At 43.5% G+C, this 20999-nt stretch carries 23 protein-coding genes and 3 pseudogenes; 17 read left to right on the forward strand and 9 right to left on the reverse strand.

Annotation, left to right across the window (positions count from 1 at the left end):
- The first annotated feature begins 165 nt into the window (after window positions 1-165).
- The gene (locus ACLFKQ_RS28050; protein ID WP_449002930.1) at window positions 166-846 is read left to right on the forward strand and encodes a hypothetical protein; all 681 of its coding nucleotides are present in this window, start codon (window positions 166-168) and stop codon (window positions 844-846) included.
- Window positions 847-867: 21 nt separating this feature from the next.
- Here ACLFKQ_RS28050 and ACLFKQ_RS28055 read toward each other — a convergent pair whose 3' ends face one another.
- Window positions 868-1299 (reverse strand): hypothetical protein, encoded by a 432-nt coding sequence (locus ACLFKQ_RS28055; protein WP_449002931.1) that lies wholly within the window; start codon window positions 1297-1299, stop codon window positions 868-870.
- 98 nt (window positions 1300-1397) lie between these two features.
- On the opposite strand from ACLFKQ_RS28055, the gene ACLFKQ_RS28060 reads away from it, so the two are divergent.
- The 6 genes from ACLFKQ_RS28060 (at window position 1398) to ACLFKQ_RS28085 (ending at window position 5375) form a co-directional block, all read left to right on the forward strand.
- The gene (locus tag ACLFKQ_RS28060; RefSeq protein WP_449002932.1) at window positions 1398-1616 is read left to right on the forward strand and encodes a hypothetical protein; all 219 of its coding nucleotides are present in this window, start codon (window positions 1398-1400) and stop codon (window positions 1614-1616) included.
- A gap of 270 nt (window positions 1617-1886) precedes the next feature.
- Entirely contained in the window at window positions 1887-2921 is a 1035-nt protein-coding gene (locus tag ACLFKQ_RS28065) for a metal-dependent hydrolase (protein ID WP_449002933.1), read from the forward strand.
- Between the two features lie 27 nt (window positions 2922-2948).
- Window positions 2949-3353 (forward strand): nuclear transport factor 2 family protein, encoded by a 405-nt coding sequence (locus tag ACLFKQ_RS28070; RefSeq protein ID WP_449002934.1) that lies wholly within the window; start codon window positions 2949-2951, stop codon window positions 3351-3353.
- Between the two features lie 281 nt (window positions 3354-3634).
- Entirely contained in the window at window positions 3635-4429 is a 795-nt protein-coding gene (locus ACLFKQ_RS28075) for a hypothetical protein (RefSeq protein ID WP_449002935.1), read from the forward strand.
- Window positions 4430-4536: 107 nt separating this feature from the next.
- A complete protein-coding gene (locus ACLFKQ_RS28080; RefSeq protein ID WP_449002936.1) occupies window positions 4537-4875 on the forward strand; it encodes a type II toxin-antitoxin system PrlF family antitoxin in 339 nt (112 codons plus the stop codon).
- Window positions 4876-4877: 2 nt separating this feature from the next.
- On the forward strand, window positions 4878-5375 hold the full coding sequence (locus tag ACLFKQ_RS28085; RefSeq protein ID WP_449002937.1) for a type II toxin-antitoxin system YhaV family toxin: 498 nt from the start codon (window positions 4878-4880) through the stop codon (window positions 5373-5375).
- Window positions 5376-5403: 28 nt separating this feature from the next.
- Here ACLFKQ_RS28085 and ACLFKQ_RS28090 read toward each other — a convergent pair whose 3' ends face one another.
- Both ACLFKQ_RS28090 and ACLFKQ_RS28095 read right to left on the reverse strand, forming a co-directional pair.
- The gene (locus ACLFKQ_RS28090; RefSeq protein ID WP_449002938.1) at window positions 5404-6291 is read right to left on the reverse strand and encodes a tyrosine-type recombinase/integrase; all 888 of its coding nucleotides are present in this window, start codon (window positions 6289-6291) and stop codon (window positions 5404-5406) included.
- Between the two features lie 92 nt (window positions 6292-6383).
- The gene (locus tag ACLFKQ_RS28095) at window positions 6384-6695 is read right to left on the reverse strand and encodes a shikimate dehydrogenase (RefSeq protein ID WP_449002939.1); all 312 of its coding nucleotides are present in this window, start codon (window positions 6693-6695) and stop codon (window positions 6384-6386) included.
- Window positions 6696-7019: 324 nt separating this feature from the next.
- Between ACLFKQ_RS28095 and ACLFKQ_RS28100 the strand changes: the two genes are divergently transcribed.
- Together ACLFKQ_RS28100 and ACLFKQ_RS28105 are read left to right on the forward strand one after the other, a co-directional pair.
- Window positions 7020-7595, forward strand: coding sequence for a thermonuclease family protein (locus tag ACLFKQ_RS28100; protein ID WP_449002940.1), 576 nt, complete (start codon window positions 7020-7022; stop codon window positions 7593-7595).
- 94 nt (window positions 7596-7689) lie between these two features.
- Window positions 7690-8199 carry a pilus assembly FimT family protein gene (locus tag ACLFKQ_RS28105; protein WP_449002941.1) on the forward strand — a complete coding sequence of 170 codons (510 nt, stop codon included), beginning with the start codon at window positions 7690-7692 and terminating at the stop codon, window positions 8197-8199.
- Window positions 8200-8214: 15 nt separating this feature from the next.
- On the opposite strand, the gene ACLFKQ_RS28110 is transcribed toward ACLFKQ_RS28105, so the two are convergent.
- Genes ACLFKQ_RS28110 through ACLFKQ_RS28120 form a run of 3 tightly spaced genes read right to left on the reverse strand, consistent with a single transcriptional unit; the run spans window position 8215 to window position 12273 of the window.
- Window positions 8215-8511, reverse strand: a complete 297-nt coding sequence (locus ACLFKQ_RS28110; RefSeq protein WP_449002942.1) for an HNH endonuclease — start codon at window positions 8509-8511, stop codon at window positions 8215-8217.
- A 28-nt stretch (window positions 8512-8539) separates the two neighbouring features.
- Window positions 8540-8728, reverse strand: a complete 189-nt coding sequence (locus tag ACLFKQ_RS28115) for a hypothetical protein (protein WP_449002943.1) — start codon at window positions 8726-8728, stop codon at window positions 8540-8542.
- Window positions 8728-12273, reverse strand: a complete 3546-nt coding sequence (locus ACLFKQ_RS28120; protein ID WP_449002944.1) for a WD40 domain-containing protein — start codon at window positions 12271-12273, stop codon at window positions 8728-8730. Before ACLFKQ_RS28120 ends, ACLFKQ_RS28115 begins: the two co-directional genes overlap by 1 nt.
- A gap of 206 nt (window positions 12274-12479) precedes the next feature.
- On the opposite strand from ACLFKQ_RS28120, the gene ACLFKQ_RS28125 reads away from it, so the two are divergent.
- From ACLFKQ_RS28125 to ACLFKQ_RS28135, 3 genes and pseudogenes are all read left to right on the forward strand, one after another.
- Complete coding sequence (locus ACLFKQ_RS28125; RefSeq protein WP_449002993.1) at window positions 12480-13115, forward strand: peroxiredoxin; 636 nt, start codon at window positions 12480-12482, stop codon at window positions 13113-13115.
- A 27-nt stretch (window positions 13116-13142) separates the two neighbouring features.
- The gene (gene mddA / locus ACLFKQ_RS28130; RefSeq protein WP_449002945.1) at window positions 13143-13922 is read left to right on the forward strand and encodes a methanethiol S-methyltransferase; all 780 of its coding nucleotides are present in this window, start codon (window positions 13143-13145) and stop codon (window positions 13920-13922) included.
- 84 nt (window positions 13923-14006) lie between these two features.
- A pseudogene (locus ACLFKQ_RS28135) lies at window positions 14007-14135 on the forward strand (cysteine synthase A); the annotation flags it as partial.
- Between the two features lie 18 nt (window positions 14136-14153).
- Here the strand turns inward: ACLFKQ_RS28135 and ACLFKQ_RS28140 are convergent.
- Window positions 14154-15296, reverse strand: a complete 1143-nt coding sequence (locus tag ACLFKQ_RS28140; RefSeq protein WP_448998311.1) for an IS4 family transposase — start codon at window positions 15294-15296, stop codon at window positions 14154-14156.
- Between the two features lie 49 nt (window positions 15297-15345).
- Between ACLFKQ_RS28140 and cysK the strand changes: the two are divergent.
- From cysK to ACLFKQ_RS28165, 5 genes and pseudogenes are all read left to right on the forward strand, one after another.
- Window positions 15346-16224, forward strand: a pseudogene (cysK, locus tag ACLFKQ_RS28145) (cysteine synthase A); the annotation flags it as partial.
- Between the two features lie 180 nt (window positions 16225-16404).
- Window positions 16405-18021, forward strand: coding sequence for a beta-propeller fold lactonase family protein (locus tag ACLFKQ_RS28150; RefSeq protein WP_449002136.1), 1617 nt, complete (start codon window positions 16405-16407; stop codon window positions 18019-18021).
- 110 nt (window positions 18022-18131) lie between these two features.
- On the forward strand, window positions 18132-18407 hold the full coding sequence (locus tag ACLFKQ_RS28155) for a thermonuclease family protein (protein ID WP_449002994.1): 276 nt from the start codon (window positions 18132-18134) through the stop codon (window positions 18405-18407).
- 466 nt (window positions 18408-18873) lie between these two features.
- Window positions 18874-19146: a hypothetical protein gene (locus ACLFKQ_RS28160; RefSeq protein ID WP_449002946.1), complete on the forward strand. Its 273-nt coding sequence runs from the start codon at window positions 18874-18876 to the stop codon at window positions 19144-19146.
- Window positions 19098-19487 carry a hypothetical protein gene (locus ACLFKQ_RS28165; RefSeq protein WP_449002947.1) on the forward strand — a complete coding sequence of 130 codons (390 nt, stop codon included), beginning with the start codon at window positions 19098-19100 and terminating at the stop codon, window positions 19485-19487. The genes ACLFKQ_RS28160 and ACLFKQ_RS28165 overlap by 49 nt, the downstream gene beginning before the upstream one ends.
- A gap of 168 nt (window positions 19488-19655) precedes the next feature.
- On the opposite strand, the gene ACLFKQ_RS28170 is transcribed toward ACLFKQ_RS28165, so the two are convergent.
- Together ACLFKQ_RS28170 and ACLFKQ_RS28175 are read right to left on the reverse strand one after the other, a co-directional pair.
- A complete protein-coding gene (locus tag ACLFKQ_RS28170; protein ID WP_449002948.1) occupies window positions 19656-20516 on the reverse strand; it encodes a hypothetical protein in 861 nt (286 codons plus the stop codon).
- Window positions 20517-20556: 40 nt separating this feature from the next.
- Window positions 20557-20999: pseudogene (locus tag ACLFKQ_RS28175) on the reverse strand (DNA cytosine methyltransferase); the annotation flags it as partial.

The following is a 20999-nucleotide window of genomic DNA, read 5'->3' on the forward strand; positions in this document are numbered from 1 at the left end:
TCAGCAAAGGTATTCTATCTTATTTTGTCTGTTTAAATTGTTTAAGTACCGTTAGGGGAAGAATTTGACAAAGTTGGCGCTGCGGTTCGTGCGGGTAACTCAGTCCTAGTATTAGGGGAAGCGGGAACGGGTAAGGGTGAGTTTGCCCTAGCTTTGCATGAGGAGATGTCGGGAGAGTTTAATAGTGCAATCGCTACCTATAAAGGCTCACTCAAAAAGTTCTTTATCGCAATCGCCATGCAGTTAGATTGTCCCACTGAAGACGAGCGAGATAAACCGATGACCGTCGATGCTCTCAAAGAGGAAATACTAGCTAACAGTGGTGAAGATACCCTGCTCATTTTCCCCGAAGCTAAGAGGTTGACTACCAGTATTCGCTATTGGCTAGAAGACATGATTAGTGCTGGTGTGAGAGTAGTATGTTTTGCCGTCGCCAATCCTGGTAAAGACATCTTTCTCGATATGTTGGAGATTGAGTTAGAATTGCCGAGCGATCGCCATATTAGAGAAGTGATGGCAGCAGAAGCCCAAAAACAAGGACTACAGATTAGTAAATCTCGACTGGCAGAGTTACAGCCGTTAGCAGGACGTAACCCGATGTTGGCGAGGAAGATTATCAAGAATGAAGCTTTAGGACTGAAGCAGGATAAACCAGAACATACTCAGTATGTGGTGATTATGCCCATAATTATTGCTGCACTGATGGCTTTTGGTATCGTGCGCTTTGTGGGTATGGGAACTGGTAATAAGAGACTTTATATTACTGGTGGTGTTTGTTTAGTAACGGGAATGGCGTTGAAGCAGTTAGGTAGTGTCAAAGGTGCGAGGAAGAGGTTGGGGCAGTAAGTCAAACTATTATTTTTTAGGCTATTTTTCTGCTACTAACAAGTTAATGTCCCATTTATTGTTTTCAGAATTCCAAACTACTTCATATCTTGCCTGACAACTCAAATCATAACTTGATTGAATTGTTTCATTTTCAGAAGTTGTTTCTATTTTAATGAATTTATAGTGATCGCAATAAATTTCAGTTATTCGTCCAGAATTAATGCTGTATTCACTCCAATCATCTCCATCACTACTAATCTCTATACTGATAGTTTCAGGATAACCATCATGCTTTCTTAGATATTGAACCGTAGATAATCCTAGCTTTATAAGACCAAAACCAAGAGGATCTGATTTAACTGGTGGATTTGGAGATGCTTGAACCGAAAAAAAACTCTGTTTAATACATAAAAAAATAAAAATAATCAAATATATAAAAGTTGATTTAGTGTTGTAATTAATTATTTTCATGGTTTTAAAAAGCTGATATTTAACTTGCAGATGACTCTCTGCCTAAAAGATATCCTACAATTGCTCCATATAATCCAAAAGCAGGGGCAACTTGTTCAGTGGTTAAGCCTGCGGTAATTATGAATAGTCCAGCAATTACGATTAGTGTTGTAACAATTATTAATAATATGCTTTGTGGAGTATCTTGTCTTTTTATTAATAGAAAAAATTCAAGTAATATAATCACAAGCCCAAAAACCAATACTGCAATGGATAAAAAATATTCTCTATCAGTTAAGATTATTGGCTTTCCTGGAGAGGAAATAGGAGGGTTTTGACCAAGACTTATAAAGTTCCTGGATATCAATAATTGAAATACTATAACCCAAAAAAAAAGTATTTTTTATTTTTCATATTTGCTTAAAAAGACAGATTTTCTATATTAGCTTTGAAGTCATAACATATTAATCTTCTCAAGTTTTTTAGTACTTTACGTTCGGCAGTAAAATAAACATTAAAATGTGTAAATTTAGTAAAGTGAACTAAATAACTGACGATCGCGCCTACCAAAACTCAAACTGGTAAAGTAACTCCACTCTCTACCACTTATGATGAGCGTAACACATTGTGCTATTGCAGCAGCAGGAACTTCATTAATCTTAGGAACAGCCGAACCTCTACCGTTGGGACTAGCTATCATTGGTTCGCAGCTTCCCGACCTAGACACCACTACATCAACCATCGGTAAAATCTTCTTTCCGATTAGCAGTTGGATCGAAGACAGGTTTCCCCATAGAAGTATTACTCATTCACTGTTAGCTACAGCAGCGATCGCCCTTCTTAGTTTACTGGGGGGTTACTTTTTGCGCTTAAAAACCTTTGCTTTAATTGCCCTACCGTTGGGTCATCTCCTGGCGTGTTTCTCAGATACTTTTACCAAACAGGGAGTGCAGTTATTTTACCCCGAACCAGCCTGGGCAATTAGTGTCAGCAATCCCCGACGGAGACTTAAGACTGGTGGTGCTGGCGAACTGTGGGTATTGGGTATTGCGATCGCCCTCCTCTGTTTGGGAATTACGATCGCCAATGGTGGCGGAATAACTCAGAAAGTCAGTCAGAATCTAGGATTGAGAGACGGCATCATCAAAGTCTATAACGAGAATGCCAGCACCAATAAGGTTTATGCGAATATCCAAGGTTTCTGGGCAAGCGATCGCACTTCAGCAGATGGTAAGTATTTAATTCTTGGCAATGAGGGTAATGAGTTTATCGTTACCGATGGTGAGGGAGTTTACAAGACTGGAGAGCAGATAATTACTAGCAAAGTGACAACTACCGTCGGGGAAACTGCCACGACTAAGATTCTAAATCTTACTTTTAATGATGAGGATGCCGTAGAACCACTAGAACAACTACAACAGGCTTATCCCGATGCTGACATCTACTTAAATGGAGAACTAACGGTAGATTTCCCTGAAGATGTGAAGATAGCGATCGAGTCTAATCAAATGGCTACGGCTGTTTTAAGTGGGAATAGGATTAGGTTTGATTATTGTAAGTTGGATAGGGCGATTTTATTTCTTAATGAACAATACGCCGTCGGTACGATAGATGTAAAGATAGTGCAACCAACAGTTAACTAGATAGTAAAGTAGATCGGGAGTAAAAAAATGGTGGCAGCTCTTGAGATAGTAAAACAAGTTTATGAGCGTTTTGCCCAAGGGGATCTTGATGGGTTTCTCAAACTTTGCTCAGAAGATATTGAGTGGGTTGTCAATGGTCCTTCGACACTAGAGAAGTGCAAAGCTTTTCGAGGCATTAGCGGTGTACATCAATTTCTGGACATACTCGGAAACAGTTGGGAGTTTGATTCTTTTGAACCCCGAAAATTTTTCGAGGATGAGATGACAGTAATTGTAATTGGCGAAGAAACAGGGATAGATAAGGCTTCGGGTGAACCATTTCAAAACCGATGGACTCATGTGTTTGAAGTGCAAAATGAACGCATTGTAAGCTTTCGAGAATTTCTTTGTCACTGGACGGGAGATGAACAACCACCCCAGATGCACTGGTGAAAATTATTCTTCCAAAACGCGATCGCGCCGTTGAGAGAACAGTATGCGATTGGGACGGTTGAGGTCAAGGTAGTTCAACTTTGATTATTTGCCTATTTAAAAGCTTAAAAGCTTTGGATTTTGTTAAAAGTGTTAAGCAACGTAGTGTAGATTATCAACATTACAAAGACAACTAAATATATTAAATCTATGTGCGATCGCCCGTCCCCGAACCCAAATTACACCCAAAACCCACCCAATAGGCTATGACAAAAGCAGATGACCAACTATGGTGAACTGTGATGAAGAGAACTTATAAACTATTGGGCTACTTACTTTTAGGCATTGGGGCTTATGCTTTTCTCAATGCCAATAATACCAACTTACAGGCAAACTCAACAGTCACAGAACAACAAACTACCTATAAACGCAATCGTCACACCATCACCCTAGTATTAAACCAACTGTCAGACTTGAAGGTAGAGGAAGGGCAAAGAATTAATGTAGGGGATATTATCAGCGATCGCACTACCGAACGCACCAAACTACAAGCCAAGAAGCAGAGATTAGCAGCTTCTCTCGCTCGTGCCAGATTACCCCTCAAAGAACTAAAACCCGTCCCAGTACCTAAGTTTCAGTCAGAACTGGCAGCACTCAAACAGGCTCAGTTTAATTTAGATGCGATCGCACGTCAGATAAATAACTTCGATAAAAAGTTCTACCACAAAGACCCCTGGCACGTTCAGGTATTCGAGTCTGAGAAAGTACAACAGCTAGCAGAACTCAAACGCCAGGAACTAGCAGCATCAATTAATGTGGAACGGGCGATCGCAGCACTGGATGAAGCTAAACTTAACTACCAAAAACAGCAGTACGAACACTCTCTTAAAGTATCTGACTATCAAACCTCATTACAGAAGCAGCAGGAGCAAATAAACTCGCTACAGACTCAACTAGATAAGGTGGATGAGGAACTGGAGCAGTTAACCTCTGTTTATTCTCCTTATCGGGGGAAAGTTAGGAGGGTGAAGATACTCGGACAGAACGAGAGAAGTATTACTGCTGAAGTGACGCTGGATATTCGGGATGGGAAGTAGGGCGATCGGGTTTGACAAGACAATGCAATTGCATTACTATAAATAGTACTCCATAAAAAAATAAATATTCCTCTAAAGAAAATTAATCAATAAATTCAGAGGTAGCCATGAATACAACACTAACACCCCCTTGCTCTGAATCTACTCTTACCCAACGTTATCAGACCACAATTCCTGCTCCCGTTCGTAAAGCACTTAATTTAAACAGAAGTGATAAAATTCTCTACACCATTGAATCTGATAATAGAGTAGTAATTTCTCGCGTCGTCGAAGAGACAGAAAGCGATCCTGTTTTGGGCAGCTTTTTGAACTTTTTAGCAAAAGACATGAAAGATAACCCCGAACACATTCAAGCAGTTAGCTCTGACATGGTTAATCACGCTAAATCTCTAGTAGGAGGCGTTGATATCGATCTTGATGCACCACTTTTAGATGAGGATGAATAAGCTTGCCTACAGGTCAGCCAATAGTGATAAATGGGTGGAAAATATACGCCCATTCTCTTTTTGTAGAACAGTTTGAAGCACTTTTGACAAAAGTTGAAGGCTTGCGTAAGAAGTACCCCAGTAAGTATAAAAGCAAAAAGCCGACAAAACTTTTAGCTGCCATAGTCAAGCTAGCATTTGATGAAATTCCTCAAGACCCTACTGTGAATAAATATCGTCAAGGTAAGACATTAGGAAACAATTATAAACATTGGTTTAGAGCAAAGTTCTTTCAACAATATCGATTGTTTTTTCGATATCATCTAAAGGAAAAAATCATTGTCTACGCTTGGGTAAATGACGAAAATTCTAAGAGAGCCTATGGTAGCAACACTGACGCTTATTTAGTTTTCAAGAAAATGCTGGACAACGACAATCCACCAGATAATTGGGATGATTTACTCAAACAGGCAGAAAGCGAAACCGAACGTTTAGAAAAAGCTGCTACAAAACAAATTTAGAATAAGTATTGAAGCGATCGCCCTCTCCTCAATCTAAATCGATAAACTTACTGGTACACTCACTCGGCTGAACGTGCAGATAACGAGAAGTAACTGCCAAGGAACTATGCCCTAAAGACTTCATCAACAAATCGATTCCCGCACCATTATTCAAACTATGACAGGCATGGGCATGACGCAGCCAGTGAGCCGAAGTATGGGGATTAATCCCTGCTTTCTCGACCGCTTTCTTAATTAACCGATGAATGGCATGACGGTCTAAGCGATTGCCAAAGCGAGATAAAAACACCGCTTCGGTTTTATCACTTCTAGGAAGCTGCTTTAATTCCGACCACAACTGATGAGTTATTAGTAATGTCCTGGTTTTATGACCCTTACCAAAGATAGTTACTGTTACGCTTTCGTCTGTTGGTTGAAAATCAGACCAGTTCAAACCCACTAACTCAGAGATTCTCAAACCCAGGATGTATAAGAGGATGAGTATAAGGCGATTACGCTCTGCGTACCTGCAAGGCAGATCGCGTTCTGTAGAAGCTGCGTTAATTAACTCTTTAACCTCTTCCCCTTGCAGTATCCTTTCGTTGAGAGCATCTTTAGCTTTAATGGTCTTAATCATCGATGCTGGATTAGTCGCTAGATAACCCGTCTTTACCCCAAAGCTAAACAGAGACTTAATTGCTCCTAGTTTGTTGTTAATGGTATTTTGGCTCTTGCCACGAAGCTGAAACGATTCTAGCCACAATAAAATATCTTCTAGCTTCACATCATGTAGCTCCTTACCCGTAAAGGCGAGAAACTGCCTACTAATGGTGATATAAGTCTTTTGGGTGGTCGTAGACTTTTGGGAAATCCACAATCTAATTAACTCCGTATCTTGTTTCGCGTCAGTCAGTGTCGGATAGGTATAAAGGGTCATATCACAACAGAATATCGGTTTTGTTTTGTTTTGTTGTGTTGAGTTCATTTAAAAAAAACGAACCCAACCTGAATTAAATCGGTCTGTAATCCTTAACTGATGGGAATTGCTCTAATTATCAAAGTTAAAATGCTCGTGGTAACAGCAACCACGATAGGAATGATTAAAGATTTTGCACCCTTTAAGTCGGAAACATCTTTTTGTATCGTTTCTTCGTTGCTAGCTACTTTATCGACTGTTTTTTCTACCTGAGCCATTCTGGTACTGAGGTTTTCCAGCTTGACGTTGATGTTGGGAATGTCTTGCTGTCTTAGCTCGGATACATCACTTTGAAGATTATCTAGCTTGCTATCTAATTTGTTGAGGATTTCTTTAAGATCTGTTTCTATCTGGATGTTGCTCATTGTTATACTTAATTTAGGTTTTAACCATTGGGGAAGCTTTACTGATTTGGCGAGTAAACCCGCGTCGGCGCAAGACGCTCTGGGTAGCACGAGTTGGTTGTTGGGAAGCTTCCCCTTTTAATTTTATTGTCTCACTTCTTTGTTATCGCTTTCTTAGTTGCTTGGGTTTCATCTAATGATACTATCGAGCTTATCCGATGTATCCGATACCATCCGATAAAGATTGGCAGGTGAGAGGCGATCGCTGGATTAGAAAGAGCGAGGAATGATTATCAGCGCGATCGGGGAACAGTAATACTATCTTCTCTAACTCCCAATCTAGTAATGAAACTCAAACCCTTTCTCAACGCCATAGCTCTATTTATTGGCTTGGGACTTGCCGCTTACTCTCAGTTAGATAAAAACAGTCAGCAATCTCTAACCTCAGTCGAACCTACAGCCGTAGAAAATGGGCAAAAGTACGAGGAATGGCAACTCAAGCCAGGATCTATCTATGATGGCGATACCTTGAGAGTGGTTCGGGGACAGGAAGAACTGAAAATACGCTTCTGTGGCATCGATGCACCTGAGAAGAAACAGAAGCTCGGAATCGAGTCTAGAGATTACCTGCGATCGCTCGTCGAACAAGCTAACGGCAAACTGCTACTCCTACCCGTAGAGAAGGACAGGTATGGAAGAACTGTAGCTGAAGTTTACACTCAGGATAGACGGAGTTCGGCAATCAATCTCAACCTCCAGATGGTCAGAGATGGCTATGCTTGGCACTACGAAAGATATTCCGATAGCTGTCCCAGTCGAGAACAATTTGTTCTTGCCGAACGGTTAGCGAGAGAAGAAAGAGTGGGAGTTTGGAACGGTAATCCTCAAGCACCCTGGGACTACCGAAAAGCTAATAAATAGCAATTTTCCCAAGATAAACTGACTCCATTAACTTAATCTAACTAAATCAAATTCTTTGGTTACTAACTAACAAATCAACTATTTATTATTGCTAATGTCGTTCCATTCTGTTCGTAAAAGAAATACTGGTTTTACTCTCATTGAGATGATTGTCACCGCGATCGTAGTTGGTGTTATCGCGGCAATAGCCTCTCCAAACTTACTGGGATTACTCAATCGCAACCGAGTTAATTCTGCTTTGGGTGAAGTAGAAGGAGCGATTAAAGAAGCCCAAAGACAGGCAATTCGTAATGGTAATACTTGTACTGTTAATATCGATGATTCGTCAGATGGCATTCAAGATGATGATGGTGTTTTTGGTGGTTGTCTCTTGAGTAATCGAGATTTGGATGAGAATGTCAGACTTAATTCGAACGTAACGACAGTTAGTTTCTCTCACAAGGGAACTACCAACACTTCAGCAGTATTAGTCGTATCGATGGCTAACGGTACAAACCAACAGAGATGTATGGTTGTAAGTCCAGGGATAGGCATCATGCGGACGGGCGATTACACTGGCGATCCTACGGGCACTTTGGATGAAAATAATTGTGATAGTATCTAATAAGAGTAGTTCACCTTACCACAACGATAGTTGACCTTCACTAACGCTGCTATATCTGCTTCTGTGTAAGCTTAAATGACAAGCCGCGCAGACAGACTGTAAGTTTTCTATTCGATTATCTTGGGTATCGTGATTGCGATGGTGTACCTGAAGAATATCTGCCGTCCATTCCGAGCGAGTCAAACCTTCTGGTCTTTCCCCTGGACGATAACACCGCTTGCCGCAGCATTCACAGCACCAGTTTCGGCTTACTTTTACTGTCAGAGCTAGTTCTTTCCAATTGTCGGGGTAAAGTCTCGAATCTATTGGCATGATATCTGGCGATCGCGAGGAACGGAAATTATTGTATCGTAGTGCGGCGATCGCGCTCTAGCTTGTTAAAAGTAATTTTAACTAGATATAAATGTACTTCCGAGATTACCTGTAAAACGCTAGATATAGGATAAGCAATTATAAACTTTTTGAGAAGTAGGTATTGAGTCTTATCATTCGCGTCATATAGGCTCAGAAAAGATACCCGAATTAGCATTACAGATTGTTGGTTTGAATGGCTCCTAATGCCAGTAAAGTAGCTCGTTGCGCTTCGGTAACGCCAGTTATCCCAGTAATGTTCATCTCTTCATAAGGTCGTTTAGCCCTTAGGGTTTTGAAACACTCACCTGTCTGGGGATGCCACAGTTTGATTGTCTCATCCATACTACAAGTAGCCAGCCATTGTCCATCAGGGCTCCAACTTAACGATCGCACACCACTACTATGTCCTTGCAAGACTTGGCAGCATTCCCCAGTTTGTAGAGAACACACCCGAACTGTACCATCTTGCGAAGCACTGGCAAGCAGTTTTCCATTGGGATGCCAAGCGACTGACCAAACCCAATCAGTATGTTCTGCAAAGGTATGGAGGCATTCTGTAGTCTTTACGTCCCAAAGCTTGATGGTGTTGTCGTGGGAGCCACTGGCGAGAGTTTGCCCATCGGGACTGAAGGCAACTGAGAAAACGGCATTGGTGTGTCCTGAGAGCGATTTTAAGCATCGACCAGTATAGCTATCCCAAAGCTTGATCGCCCCCCTCTGAACACCACTGGCTAAAATTTGCCCCTCTCGATTCCAGGCAATAGCAGTAACTATTAGTCCATGTTCCAAGGTTTGTAAGCACTCTCCTGTATAGCTGTTCCAAATCTTGACCGTGCCATCCAAAGAAGCACTGGCGAGAGTTTGCCCTTCGGGATGCCAGGTTACAGCTTGAATCATTCCCAAATGTTCCTCAAAGGTATAAAGACATTGCCCTGTGTATGTATCCCACAGTCTGACGGTTTTATCCTCAGAAGCACTGGCAAGCAACTGTCCGTCGGGACTCCAGGCTATTGACCACACCAAGCTACTGTGTCCCTGCAATGTTTGCAGGCAATCTCCCGTAGCGGAGTTCCACAGCCGAATCGTTCCATCCTGATGGGCAGAGGCTACCTGTTGACTATTATGGCTCACTGCTACATCCCAGACAGCACTGCTATATCCATGCCAGGTTTGCAGACAATCTCCCGTAGCGGAGTCCCACAATTTGACGGTTTGGTCATCACTCCCACTAGCGAGAGCTTTTCCATTAGGACTAAAGGCAACTGACCAAACGTTACTGTTATGTCCCTGTAGGATTTTCAGACATTGTCCCGTATGAGTTTCCCATAATCTCACTGTCCAATCTTGAGAGCTACCTACCAGAGTTTTTCCATCTGGGCTAAATGCCAGCCACCAAACGATGCCAAAATTGCCCTGTATCGTTTGATAACATTCTTTAGTAGATACATTCCAGAGTTTAATAGTGCCATCTTGAGAGCTAGTTGCCAGAGTTTTGCCGTCGGGGCTAAAAGCCACATACCAGACTAAATCTCCATGATCGCTTAAAGTCTTAAGTAACTTGCCCGCGATCGCATCCCAGAGTAAAATAGTATTGTCACCACCAGGACAAGCCAGGAGCTTGCCATCAGAACTCCAGGCGACTGAAGCAATCTGATGGGCATTTCCTCGCAGGACTTTGAGTAACTCTCCAGTCTGAGCGCTCCACACTCTCAAGGTTTGGTCAAAGCCGATGCTTGCTAGCATTGTACCATTGGGACTCCAGGCTACACGACCAGCTACGTCATCGTGCTCAAAGGTGTGGAGGCACTGTCCAGTTGAGATAGCCCAGAGTTTGACGGTGAAGTCTAGGGAACCACTGGCAAGGATTTTTCCATCGGGATTAAAAGCAATGCCGCGTACCCAAGTTTGATGTGCTGGATAAATCTTGACGATATGACCGCTGGGCATCTGCCGTAAATAAATATTTCCTTGGGTATCGCCACTAGCAAGTAGCTTGCCATCTGGACTGAAAGCTACAGATAGAATATTGGCAAAAATTTCTGTAAATAGAGATTTAGTAAAATCGACATGGGCAAAATTAATTCCGTGCAGTTCTACTTGTTGCAAACAAGCGTGCCAGATACTCAGATCTGAAAAATCAAAACCACTCAAATTTAACTTTAGATCGAGGCAGAGATTGAGGAGATTGCCTCCGCCATAGTTAGATAGGGGATTGTCAATTTGTCGCAAGGTTTGTAAGAGGTTCAACACTTGCTGCTGAAGAGCAGCACTGGCTCTAAAAGTTTGGTTCCATTCCCTAGCAATCGGGTTGAGGATGATTCGTGATTGAGCGTCACGTACGTATTCTTTGACAGTGGTTTTGACCAAAGCATGACGGGTAAACAGGTCAAGTTTGCCAGTAGTTAATTCATCGACGATCTGTTCGATCAGGCGATCGCTAACATATTCCATCACCACTGACTGCAAAGTGTACCTGCCTTTTTGCTTCTCAATCAGGTTGCGCCAGTATAAGGATTCTAATCCGTCCAATACACGGTTTCGCGACACAGGAGGCATGATATCTTCCAGCAATTCTTCCACCGTTGTCCATTCGCGATTTATCGCTAACCAATACATCAAAGTTTTTTCTATTGCTGAAAGACGAGCAAATTGCCGATCGAGAAGTTGGCGCACGCCATTAAATATTACCGTCCCTTGGGAAAGAAAAGTTGCAATGTTGCCGTCAAATAAGTCTTGGATGGAGGTAGCCGCAATCTTGAGTGCCAGGGGGTTGCCTCCGTAGGTATCGATTAGGTTTTTTCTCTCCTCAATCGAACCCGATAAGCCTTTGGCTACCAGTAAAGCATCGGCTTCTGCTTGCAAGCCAGATAGAGAAAGCGATCGCACGGACAATTCTGTCCCTTCCCGACTGGCAATAACCTGGGGTTTTTCGCGGCTGCCGATTATCAAGCAACTCTGATGGGTAGTTTCTCCTACCAGTCGCAGCAGTTTGCCGTAGTCGTCGTAGCCAGAGCGAAATTGTCCTAACTGCATTGGCTGCAAAATTGCTTCGAGGTTATCGAGAATTAGCAGGCATTTTGAAGCACCCAGATAATGCATTAAGTGGTGTAGCTCTGGGCGAGTTTCTTGCTGGTTGGATATAAGAGGAACGATTTGAGTTAATAACGCCTTCAACGGTGGGACATCGCGGAGGCAGCGCCAGATAACACACTCAAATTCTCCTTGAATCTGCTGGGCTAACTTCAGTCCTAAAGCGGTTTTACCAATTCCACCAATGCCTAACAGTGCCACGAGACGACAATTATCTCCCAAAATCCATCGCGTTAATGTATTGAGTTCGACAGTCCGTCCCAAGAAGAAAGAGACATCGGGCGCTTCTCCCCAATCTTGACGAGATGGGGAAGTCTGGGGGGTGGAGAAGGATGAGTTAGTAAGAGTTAGTTTTGTCTCGTGACGGTTTGAATACCTTTCTAAGGCTTGTCGAAAGTTGGTTTTACTGACTTTTTCTCCCAATGCCTTCGAGAGTAAACGCCAGAGTTTAGGACCCACATCCCGCTTGACATAGCTTATCGAGTAGCTCGATTGTTCGGCAATTTGTTCGTAGGTGCGATCGGCGATCGCACCTGTAACGATCGCAGCTTCTACGTCACTGAGATATCGCTCAGCTATTTCAAAAATGGCTGCATTGGCAATAGCAAGTATTTCTTCTGATTCCAACACGACCGCTCTTTAATAAACCTCGTACTACAATCCTACCTGAACTTTTCAGAACTAACTGCCCGATCTTCATAACTTTCCTGCAACGACAACTACAAAAATCCTAATTATTTTGGAAATAGGAGGCAATAAGTACTTGAGACAATTTGTATCGAGTCCTCCCCTTATCAAAACTCTGTTTATGCTTTTTTACATTTTAAGAGGTCATTATCATGCTTCAACTCGGCAATACAGTACCAAATTTTACACAGCAATCTACTCAAGGTAAGCTCGATTTCTACGATTGGGCGGGAGATAGTTGGGTAGTATTCTTCTCCCATCCAGCAGATTATACTCCCGTTTGCACTACCGAACTGGGCAACGTCGCCAAACTCAAGCCCGAATTCGAGCGACGTGGCGTTAAGGTCATTGCCCTGAGCGTTGACGATACCGAATCTCACAAGGGCTGGATTAATGACATTAACGAGACTCAAAACACCACCGTCAATTATCCCATAGTTGCTGACGTAGATAAGTCGGTTTCTGACCTTTATGGCATGATTCATCCCGATGCCAATGCCAAAGTTACGGTGCGAACTGTCTTTGTTATCGATCCACAAAAGAAATTACGTTTGACTATCACCTATCCACCCAGCACGGGGCGCAATTTTCGGGAAATCCTGCGGGTTATTGACTCGCTGCAACTGACGGATAATTATAGCGTGGCTACCCCCGTAGATTGGCAGGATGGAGAAGATGTGGTGGTAGCACCTTCTATCCCGACTGAGACAGCCAAACAGAAGTTCCCTCAAGGTGTTACGGAAATTAAATCTTATCTACGTATGACTCCTCAACCTAATAGATAGAATTCCTTCGAAACATTGGAGAAACCTATGGTAGTACCTTCTATTAAACACGAAAAAGATAGTAAATTTGCTCGCATCAGTGCGTTTATCTATGGCATTGTCTGCTATGGAATTTTCTTGGTCACATTCCTTTATGCGATTGGATTTGTGGGCAATTTGATAGTACCTCGGTCGATTGACTCGGCTGCTAACATTCGGTTAAGTAATGCTCTTTTGATTAACTTTAGCTTGTTGGCAATCTTTGGTCTACAGCACAGCCTCATGGCTCGACCAGGGTTCAAAGGCTGGTGGACTCAGATTGTACCTAAGCCCGTTGAGCGGAGCACCTATGTTCTATTCTCTAGTCTATGCTTGATTGCTTTGTTTTACTTCTGGCAGCCTATGGGAATCACGATCTGGAATGTCCAAAATTCTTTTGGTCAGGCTATATTTTATTCTCTGTTTGCCTTTGGTTGGCTGCTGGTATTGATAGCAACTTTCTTAATTAACCACTTTGACTTGTTTGGGCTACGCCAAGTATATCTCTACCTCATTGGTCAGGAATACTCCCAACTACACTTCGCCACCCCAGGTCCTTACAAACTGGTACGTCATCCTCTGTATGTTGGTTGGTTATTTGCCTTCTGGGCTACACCCACGATGACTTTAGCTCATCTAGTCTTTGCTCTGGTTACGACTGCCTACATTCTGGTTGCCATTCAGCTTGAAGAGCGAGATCTACTGAAGATTTACGGTCAAACCTATGCCGACTATCGCCACCAAGTATCGATGCTAATTCCCTTTAAACGAGGTCACTTGGAGCGGTAAGGGCTCAATCTTATACAGGACTTACTCTAACGATCTAAGCCCCGCCATTTTACTCATCACCTCAAGATTCAGGAGATGCCAGTCATGCAAATTGCTCGTAATATTACTCAATTAATCGGTCACACACCACTGGTACATCTCAACCGAATTCCCCAGGCTGAGGGATGTGTGGGGCGGATTTTGGTGAAGCTCGAAGGGATAAACCCCGCAGCTGAAGGGGTGACAAGGGAGCTAGAAAGATTGCTGGATAATAAACATAGCTCGTAGACCCCTCTGGTAAAAAGGCAGCTTATTGAGATTGAGCCACATCAATTTGTTTATCCATTCCTTCATCAAGGTAAATGAAACCAGCCAGCTACTACCATATAAACCAAGCCAAAAGTAGCTGTTGCGAGTCAAAGATTGTTTAATTTTTCGATGGCGACCGATGTATTTAGACTGACCTCGAAGGCTAAGAGTATGTCCTTTGAACACCGAGTGAGTGTAAGCAATGGCGATGAGCAAAACTAGACGAGTAAGGCGTTCAATCTGAGCTTGCGACCCCTCGAGATTGTAGCCACCTGACTTGCAATCTTTAAACATCGCCTCAATCCCTACGCGCTTTTTATAGGCTTTGACAGCTTCAGGTAAATTGGGTAAATTTGTCAGCAGATACCAGGGTTCCTTTGCCCCCATGCCTCGGTAAATACGTCGCCAATAGACCCCTAAATAAATCCCCGAAACTTGATGCAGTTGAGTGACTTTAGTTTCTTGATAAAACCGTTGGTCTCCTGGATTAACGTCTAGGTCTTTTAAGGGAGTAAAACCTAATTGAGTTACCATTATCTTCGTACTCTTTCTCTGTCGAAGCACAAAGTAGACCTGCTGCTGGGTCAGCCACTTAGCTAGTTCAACACTCTGGAATTCTCTGTCTCCTAAAATAACGATTTGGTGTTGTTTAAACAGCTTCAATACTGGACGTAATATGGCTTTTTGTTGAGCGAAGTTACTGGCTCCTTTCTTCTCTAGAAACTGCCAGTATATAGGCAAAGCTCTTTTCGCCATCACTACTCCAACCATGAACAGATTTTTATCTTGCCATTGAGTTCTATCTAAGACTAGATAAATTGTCTGGTCTGGCAAGAATTTCTTTTGAACTACTTCTTTGACTATGGGAAACCAGACTAACGAAACTGATAAAGCTGAGGACTTCAAAAACCTTTGGATTCGGCGACGACGGCTCTCATATTTAATTGGTAAAGGGAAGTATGCAGCTAGTCTTTCTATCTTTACTTGTTTGTAGGTCTGGATAAGGTATACCAGCACTTCCAAAGTAATTAGTTGGTCATCACTCAGATAACGTGAAAGATGATTGCGGTACAATTGGTTTAACATTTTTTAGGGTTCGGTCGGATTCTCAATAACTGACCGAATCTTTTTTACCATAGGTTGTCTCTGTTCCCTACACTGTCTGACTTCTCACAGGGTTGTCACCCCGTCAGACCCCGCAGGCTCAGTTAAAGATCGAATTGGGATTGCCATGATTCAAGCAGCAGAAGATGCAGGAGAAATTCAGCCTGGAAAAACCACTTTGGTAGAGGCAACAGGAGGTAACACGGGCATTGCCCTAGCAATGGTAGCAGCGGTTAAAGGCTATCGATTAATCGTAACCATGCCTGAGACTATGAGTCGGGAAAGGCGTGTTATGCTGCGAGCCTATGGAGCAGAGTTAGTTCTAACGTCTAAAAGAGAAGGAATGAAAGGAGCGATTATCCGTGCAGCAGAAATCCTGCGGGAGTTGCCCGATGGTTTTATGCCCAACCAATTTCAAAATCCTGCTAATCCTAACATTCATCACGAAACCACAGCTAGAGAACTTTGGGCAGATACAGACGGACAAATAGACATTCTGGTGGCAGGCGTGGGAACAGGTGGCACGATTACAGGCATAGCTGAATTTATCAAGCAACGTAAGCCGAAGTTCAAAGCCATTGCCGTCGAACCTCAAAGCAGCCCTATACTGTCTGGCGGCAGACCTAGTTTTCATAAGATTCAAGGGCTGGGAGCGGGCTTTGTACCTCCCGTACTGCGGACTGACTTACTAGATGAAGTCATCTTGGTGACAGATGAAGACGCGATTGCTTACAGTCGTCGTCTTGCTAGGGAGGAAGGCTTGCTATCAGGCATCTCCACTGGCGCAGCACTCTGCGCTGCGATTCAGGTAGCCAAGCGCGCCGAAAATGCCAACAAGCTAATCGTCACGATACAGCCTAGCTTTGGGGAGCGTTACTTGAGTACCTTTCTGTTTCAAGATTTATTGCCATCCAAAGCGATGATGATGCCAACGGAGCGAGGAGCCCGCCAATTTTCCCAACTTAAACTCTTAGAAGAGATAAACGATCGCGACCATCAAGCGCTCGCTGCTCATGGTGCTGTAGATTCAAGCAAACCAGCACAAAGATGAACTTGGTTTTAAAACACTTCCATTTCAAGGAGATTAATTATGGCACTTCAAATTGATGACACGGCTACTATTCAAACAAATAATGGACAAATTGTTATCGCCAATCGTGGTTCGGGCAATATATCCATTTTGGATTCTCAAACAGGAGAAGAACTGAGAACGGTAGACTTGCCTTTTGGCGAAGGAGAAAAGACTCCAGAACCTATGTACGTCTATCACCTACTCAGCACCGATGAAATTATTGTAGGCGATCGCGCTAATAACCGAGTTGTCTTTTTTGACCAAACTACCTACGAAGTCACTCGCACTGTCGAAACAGGTGCGGGAAACTTTCACATGTGGGTAGATCCCCAAGAGAAGCATTTGTGGGTAGTTAATGACCTTGACGTTGCCTTGACCGTCGTCGAGTTAGAAACAAACGAAACTACCAAAGTCCAATTGCCCGAAGCAGCGATCGGGACAAATTCTATACCTCACGATGTTATCCTCGATCCTTCTGGGCTTTATGCTTACGTCACCGTCATCCGTGAGGATAATGTCGACTCTGACCTATTAATAAAAATTGATACCCAAACCTCTGAGATTCTCGATACGGTAGAGGTAGGCAAAGATCTACACCTTTCTTTGGCACCAGAAAGCAATTTATTGTACGTCCCTACTCAGAATAGCAATCGTATTGATGTCTTCGATCGCAGAGGCACGGAGTTAGTCAAAGTTGACTCAATCGAGCAACCAGGGGTTCATGGTATCGATTTCGGTCTCGATGGCAGATACCTCTACACTACCAATTTACCTGGTGGGGGTTCCAATGGGTTGTTTGCGATCGATACTCGCACTAATGAAATTGTGGGCGATCTTGACGGCGTTGATACCCCGTTTTCTACTCCCCATAATGTTTGGTTGACTGGAGATGGACAGAGGCTATTTATAACTCATTCTGGTTCGGAAGCCAGTCAGGTTAGCTTCTACTCTCTAGACGATCCTACCCGTCCGATGTTGCTCGACTCGGTTGACGTTAATGGTCTCAATCCCTTTGGTCTAGCTTTTGCTGCCCCCATTCAAGACGATTTAATTGTAGGTGACAACGATAACGATCGTCTTCGAGCAGACAACGGCAACGACAGAATATTTGGAGAAGATGGGGATGATCTTCTCCGAGGCAATCGCGGCAATGACAAGCTTTTTGGTCGGGAAGGTGACGACCGCCTCTCTGGCGGATATGACAATGATGTTTTGATTGCTGGGGAAGGTAGCGATCGACTCAAAGGCGGACACGGCAATGATATTCTGATTGGGGTTAGCGTCGAATCCCTTACTCCTGGAAAAGGTGAATATGATGTCTTCAAAGGCGGCAAGGGAAGTGATACCTTCGTCCTGGGAGATGCTTTAGAAGTTTATTACGATGACGGTATTGCCCAGACGGTGGGTTTGAAGGATATGGCACTGATTCGGGATTTCGACCTCGACGAAGCCGATGTAATTCGGCTGCATGGGAGTGCTGAGGACTATCGATTAGAAGAAATAGAAGGGTTTAGTTTGGGAACTGCAATCTTTTACACGGCTGAAGGTCAAGCTCCCGAACTGGTTAGCTTTGTCCGAGGCGTAAGCGATCTAGATTTGTCTGGCAATGCCTTTGAGTTTGCAGTTTCCGTGTAGAGATGTAATAGCGGTTTACACGACAAGGCGATTGCGCTCCGCGCACTGGCAGAGCCAATCGCTTTACCGTAGTTCGCGATGATGAGACTAAAACCATTAAGCTGTGTGGCATTTCAGCATCGGGAGAGGAAGCTAGAGATTACTTAAGATCGCTAATTGATAGAGGTGATAGTACGGTCGAACTTGAGAAAAGAGGGGAAACTTATGAAGCCTGGGTATTACTAAAACCTGATTTTGAGTCGCAGTTTCACCTAAATACTTGGATGGTACAAAAGGGCATGGCTAGACATGATAGACAGAATTCTAGTCACTGTTTGAGTAGTGAAGCACTAGGATGGGCAGAAGATATAGCTAAAGAGGATAAGTTGGGTATTTGGAATCAGTGAGAAAATAGCGATCGCCAGATAAAAAACTATAGTGGCTTATGATTGATGATTTGTTAGGTTTTCCAAATGGCAGTATTCGCTACCTGTTATTTGATAAAAAATTCTAGGTGTGTACAAACAGATGAATGTTTTAGGGATATTAATCCCATTGGCTATCATCATTCTTAGGAAAAAAGTGAAAAGTATTACAAACAACAACGGGTCTTTAAGTGCTTTCAAGTCACGCATACACATACGTTTGTTTTTAAGAACCAGTGTAGTTTTATTGTAATCTAAATATTTATGGGCTAGGGCTTGAGTTTGTAGGAATCGACGCTCTCAGCAGTTAGAGTTTTTAGGTTTTAAAGCGCGATCGCTTCAGCGTATGACGATCGCCACCAATCTCGGTCATGCGATCGCGCCATTGAGAAAAGTCGTCCTTCGGTATTTTTTTTAGGCTTTTAGCTTGAGTTTCTGTTAGTAATTATTGAATCTATACGAAGCGATCGCGCGTATTCTATGCGGTCGCTTCGCGGGCTGTCAGTTGGAAATCCCCCCATTGCCCCCCAAGGGGCAGACCGCTACGCGGTTCGGATTTTGTCCTAGTGTCGAATTTCAGCCATCCCAGTATAGCGTCGGCGAAATAACAATGTCGCTGCGCGGATTATTTATTGGGCAAAGGGTAATACAACAGCGACGCAGACAGATTTTATGGTTGCTTCGCGTTTCAGATTTATGTCTGCGATCGCCCTTTGCCTAGATCGCCGCCGCTACGTAGGGGGGGTTCTTTTTTCGTTTTTTTGGGAGGTTTGTCCCGTGCGTTCTTCTTTCTTTGTTGGTTTTGGTTCTGCTCGCGTGTCCGTTCCTTTCCGTCGCGTTGTCGGTTTGGCGTTGTCTGGCGGTTGCTGTTCCTGGTCTTTGCGTTCTTCCGTGCGTTCCTTTTCTGGTTCGGTGGTCTGGGCTGAGTTCGTGTCTCGTTCTGCTGCTGCTGCTTTTGCTCTGGCTTGCTCGCGCTTGGTTGGTTTTGCGGTGGCGGTTCGTCCTGGCTGGTGTTCTGTCTCTGGCTCGGTCTGGGTTGTCTCTGTTCCTGTCGTGCGCTAGTTTTCTCTCGGGGGTTCGTCCCCCTTTTTTTCTTCATTTGTGGATTTTAGCAATCGCCTGTCCTCCCGCTTCGCTCGTGTCGCGATCGCAACTTGTCTGATTTCCCCTGACGGGGTGACAACCCTGTGAGAAGTAATGGTCATCTTTTGATTTAAAGCGGCGATCGCCCTACCTCTCAACCCCCAACACCTCTAAAATTTCCCTCACAGATACTTTCTCAACCTCCATCTTCTCAATTCGTGACAATAACCGCTTGGGAATATAACGTGACTTTTTTATCAGGCGATCGCCCTCCTGCCACTCCTCATAGTGATACCAATACTGCTGGTACTCCTTGCCATTCCTTTTTATAGGTTTACATTCGATCCAACCACTACCCTTCCCTTTGGTTCGTCGTCTTTTACTGGGGGGTGTATTTTTCCTAGGGTTTAAATCATTAGTTTCCAACACTTGTTCGACAAAACTATCATTGAGTTTTTCCTCAACACGAGCAGATGAAGTGCTAGAACTTTTCCTAGGGTTTTTCTTATCTCCCCCCAGTAAAACCAAGATGTCACTAACAGGAAGCTTGAGTGATTCTGCCTCTTCGACCCTAGTTAGTAACCTTTTGGGAATGTACTTAGTCCGCTTTTTACCGTTCTCTTGCCAGTGATAGTAAGCTTCCGGGTACTCTTTACCGCTTTTGGTTACAGTACGGTAATAAATAGAACCGTTCCCTTGTCCTCTTTTTCGTCGTACTTTCCTAGGGCTGTTTGTACTGGGGGTTAAGTTTTTCCTAGGGTTATTTTCAGTTTGTCCGACACTTTCAGAGAAATCGGGATAGACAAAGAGCTTAGAGACAGAGATTATTTCATCACCTACATTTACAAGAAAGCGATCGCCCAAATCTTTTTGAATAATCCCTCTAGCTTCGGGTTGTTTGGGTTGCTTTACCAAACAGGGAATAGAAATCTTTTGATTAGGTGATGAACGTTTTGATTCTTTATGTTCTAGTAATTTTTCTCCCCCCAGTAAAACTTCTGAACCCAATGGTGAATGATTGTTTTCCTCATGTTCTAGTAATTTTTCATTACCCTCCAGTAATTTCTGAGAGGAAGAGGACTCGACGGAGAGCGATCGCTGCTTGTCCTGGTGTAACGGTTCTTCCTGCCAGGTATCTTGCTCTGATTCTGCCTGGGGTGTTGCTTGGCTCAGTGTATTCGTCTGGTTGGAGTTTGGTTGACTTAGATCCTCGAACCAACTCGACGGAAAGCCCATTGTTAAGGCGATCGCCTGTGTTCCTAACTGTGAACCATTGGGAATTAACCCGTTGTCTTTGAACCATTTCTCGCATTTGGTTTGACCAGCGGGTCTGCTGGTAGAGGATACGTTGCTCGTCAGGGTAGGAAACGATAAACAGTCTGAGTCTCTGATGACCCGCTCCAAGCTCTGCTGCCGAGACATACTCAATTTCCGTTGAATATCCTGCCAAGCTGAGTCCGCCAAGAATAGCTCGAAGTCCTCGTCTGATAA

The organism is Myxosarcina sp. GI1(2024), assembly GCF_053543375.1.

Excerpts from the sequence above, each read along its gene's own strand:
- ACLFKQ_RS28165 (WP_449002947.1), top strand. The coding sequence starts at position 19,098 with ATGGTTGCTTCGCGTTTCAGATTTATGTCTGCGATCGCCCTTTGCCTA.
- ACLFKQ_RS28090 (WP_449002938.1), bottom strand. The coding sequence starts at position 6,291 with ATGACCCTTTATACCTATCCGACACTGACTGACGCGAAACAAGATACG.
- ACLFKQ_RS28115 (WP_449002943.1), bottom strand. The coding sequence starts at position 8,728 with ATGCTAATTCGGGTATCTTTTCTGAGCCTATATGACGCGAATGATAAG.
- ACLFKQ_RS28055 (WP_449002931.1), bottom strand. The coding sequence starts at position 1,299 with ATGAAAATAATTAATTACAACACTAAATCAACTTTTATATATTTGATT.
- ACLFKQ_RS28150 (WP_449002136.1), top strand. The coding sequence starts at position 16,405 with ATGGCACTTCAAATTGATGACACGGCTACTATTCAAACAAATAATGGA.
- ACLFKQ_RS28110 (WP_449002942.1), bottom strand. The coding sequence starts at position 8,511 with ATGCCAATAGATTCGAGACTTTACCCCGACAATTGGAAAGAACTAGCT.
- ACLFKQ_RS28070 (WP_449002934.1), top strand. The coding sequence starts at position 2,949 with ATGGTGGCAGCTCTTGAGATAGTAAAACAAGTTTATGAGCGTTTTGCC.
- ACLFKQ_RS28095 (WP_449002939.1), bottom strand. The coding sequence starts at position 6,695 with ATGAGCAACATCCAGATAGAAACAGATCTTAAAGAAATCCTCAACAAA.
- ACLFKQ_RS28140 (WP_448998311.1), bottom strand. The coding sequence starts at position 15,296 with ATGTTAAACCAATTGTACCGCAATCATCTTTCACGTTATCTGAGTGAT.
- ACLFKQ_RS28105 (WP_449002941.1), top strand. The coding sequence starts at position 7,690 with ATGTCGTTCCATTCTGTTCGTAAAAGAAATACTGGTTTTACTCTCATT.
- ACLFKQ_RS28050 (WP_449002930.1), top strand. The coding sequence starts at position 166 with ATGTCGGGAGAGTTTAATAGTGCAATCGCTACCTATAAAGGCTCACTC.
- ACLFKQ_RS28065 (WP_449002933.1), top strand. The coding sequence starts at position 1,887 with ATGATGAGCGTAACACATTGTGCTATTGCAGCAGCAGGAACTTCATTA.
- ACLFKQ_RS28075 (WP_449002935.1), top strand. The coding sequence starts at position 3,635 with ATGAAGAGAACTTATAAACTATTGGGCTACTTACTTTTAGGCATTGGG.
- ACLFKQ_RS28100 (WP_449002940.1), top strand. The coding sequence starts at position 7,020 with ATGAAACTCAAACCCTTTCTCAACGCCATAGCTCTATTTATTGGCTTG.
- ACLFKQ_RS28080 (WP_449002936.1), top strand. The coding sequence starts at position 4,537 with ATGAATACAACACTAACACCCCCTTGCTCTGAATCTACTCTTACCCAA.
- mddA (WP_449002945.1), top strand. The coding sequence starts at position 13,143 with ATGGTAGTACCTTCTATTAAACACGAAAAAGATAGTAAATTTGCTCGC.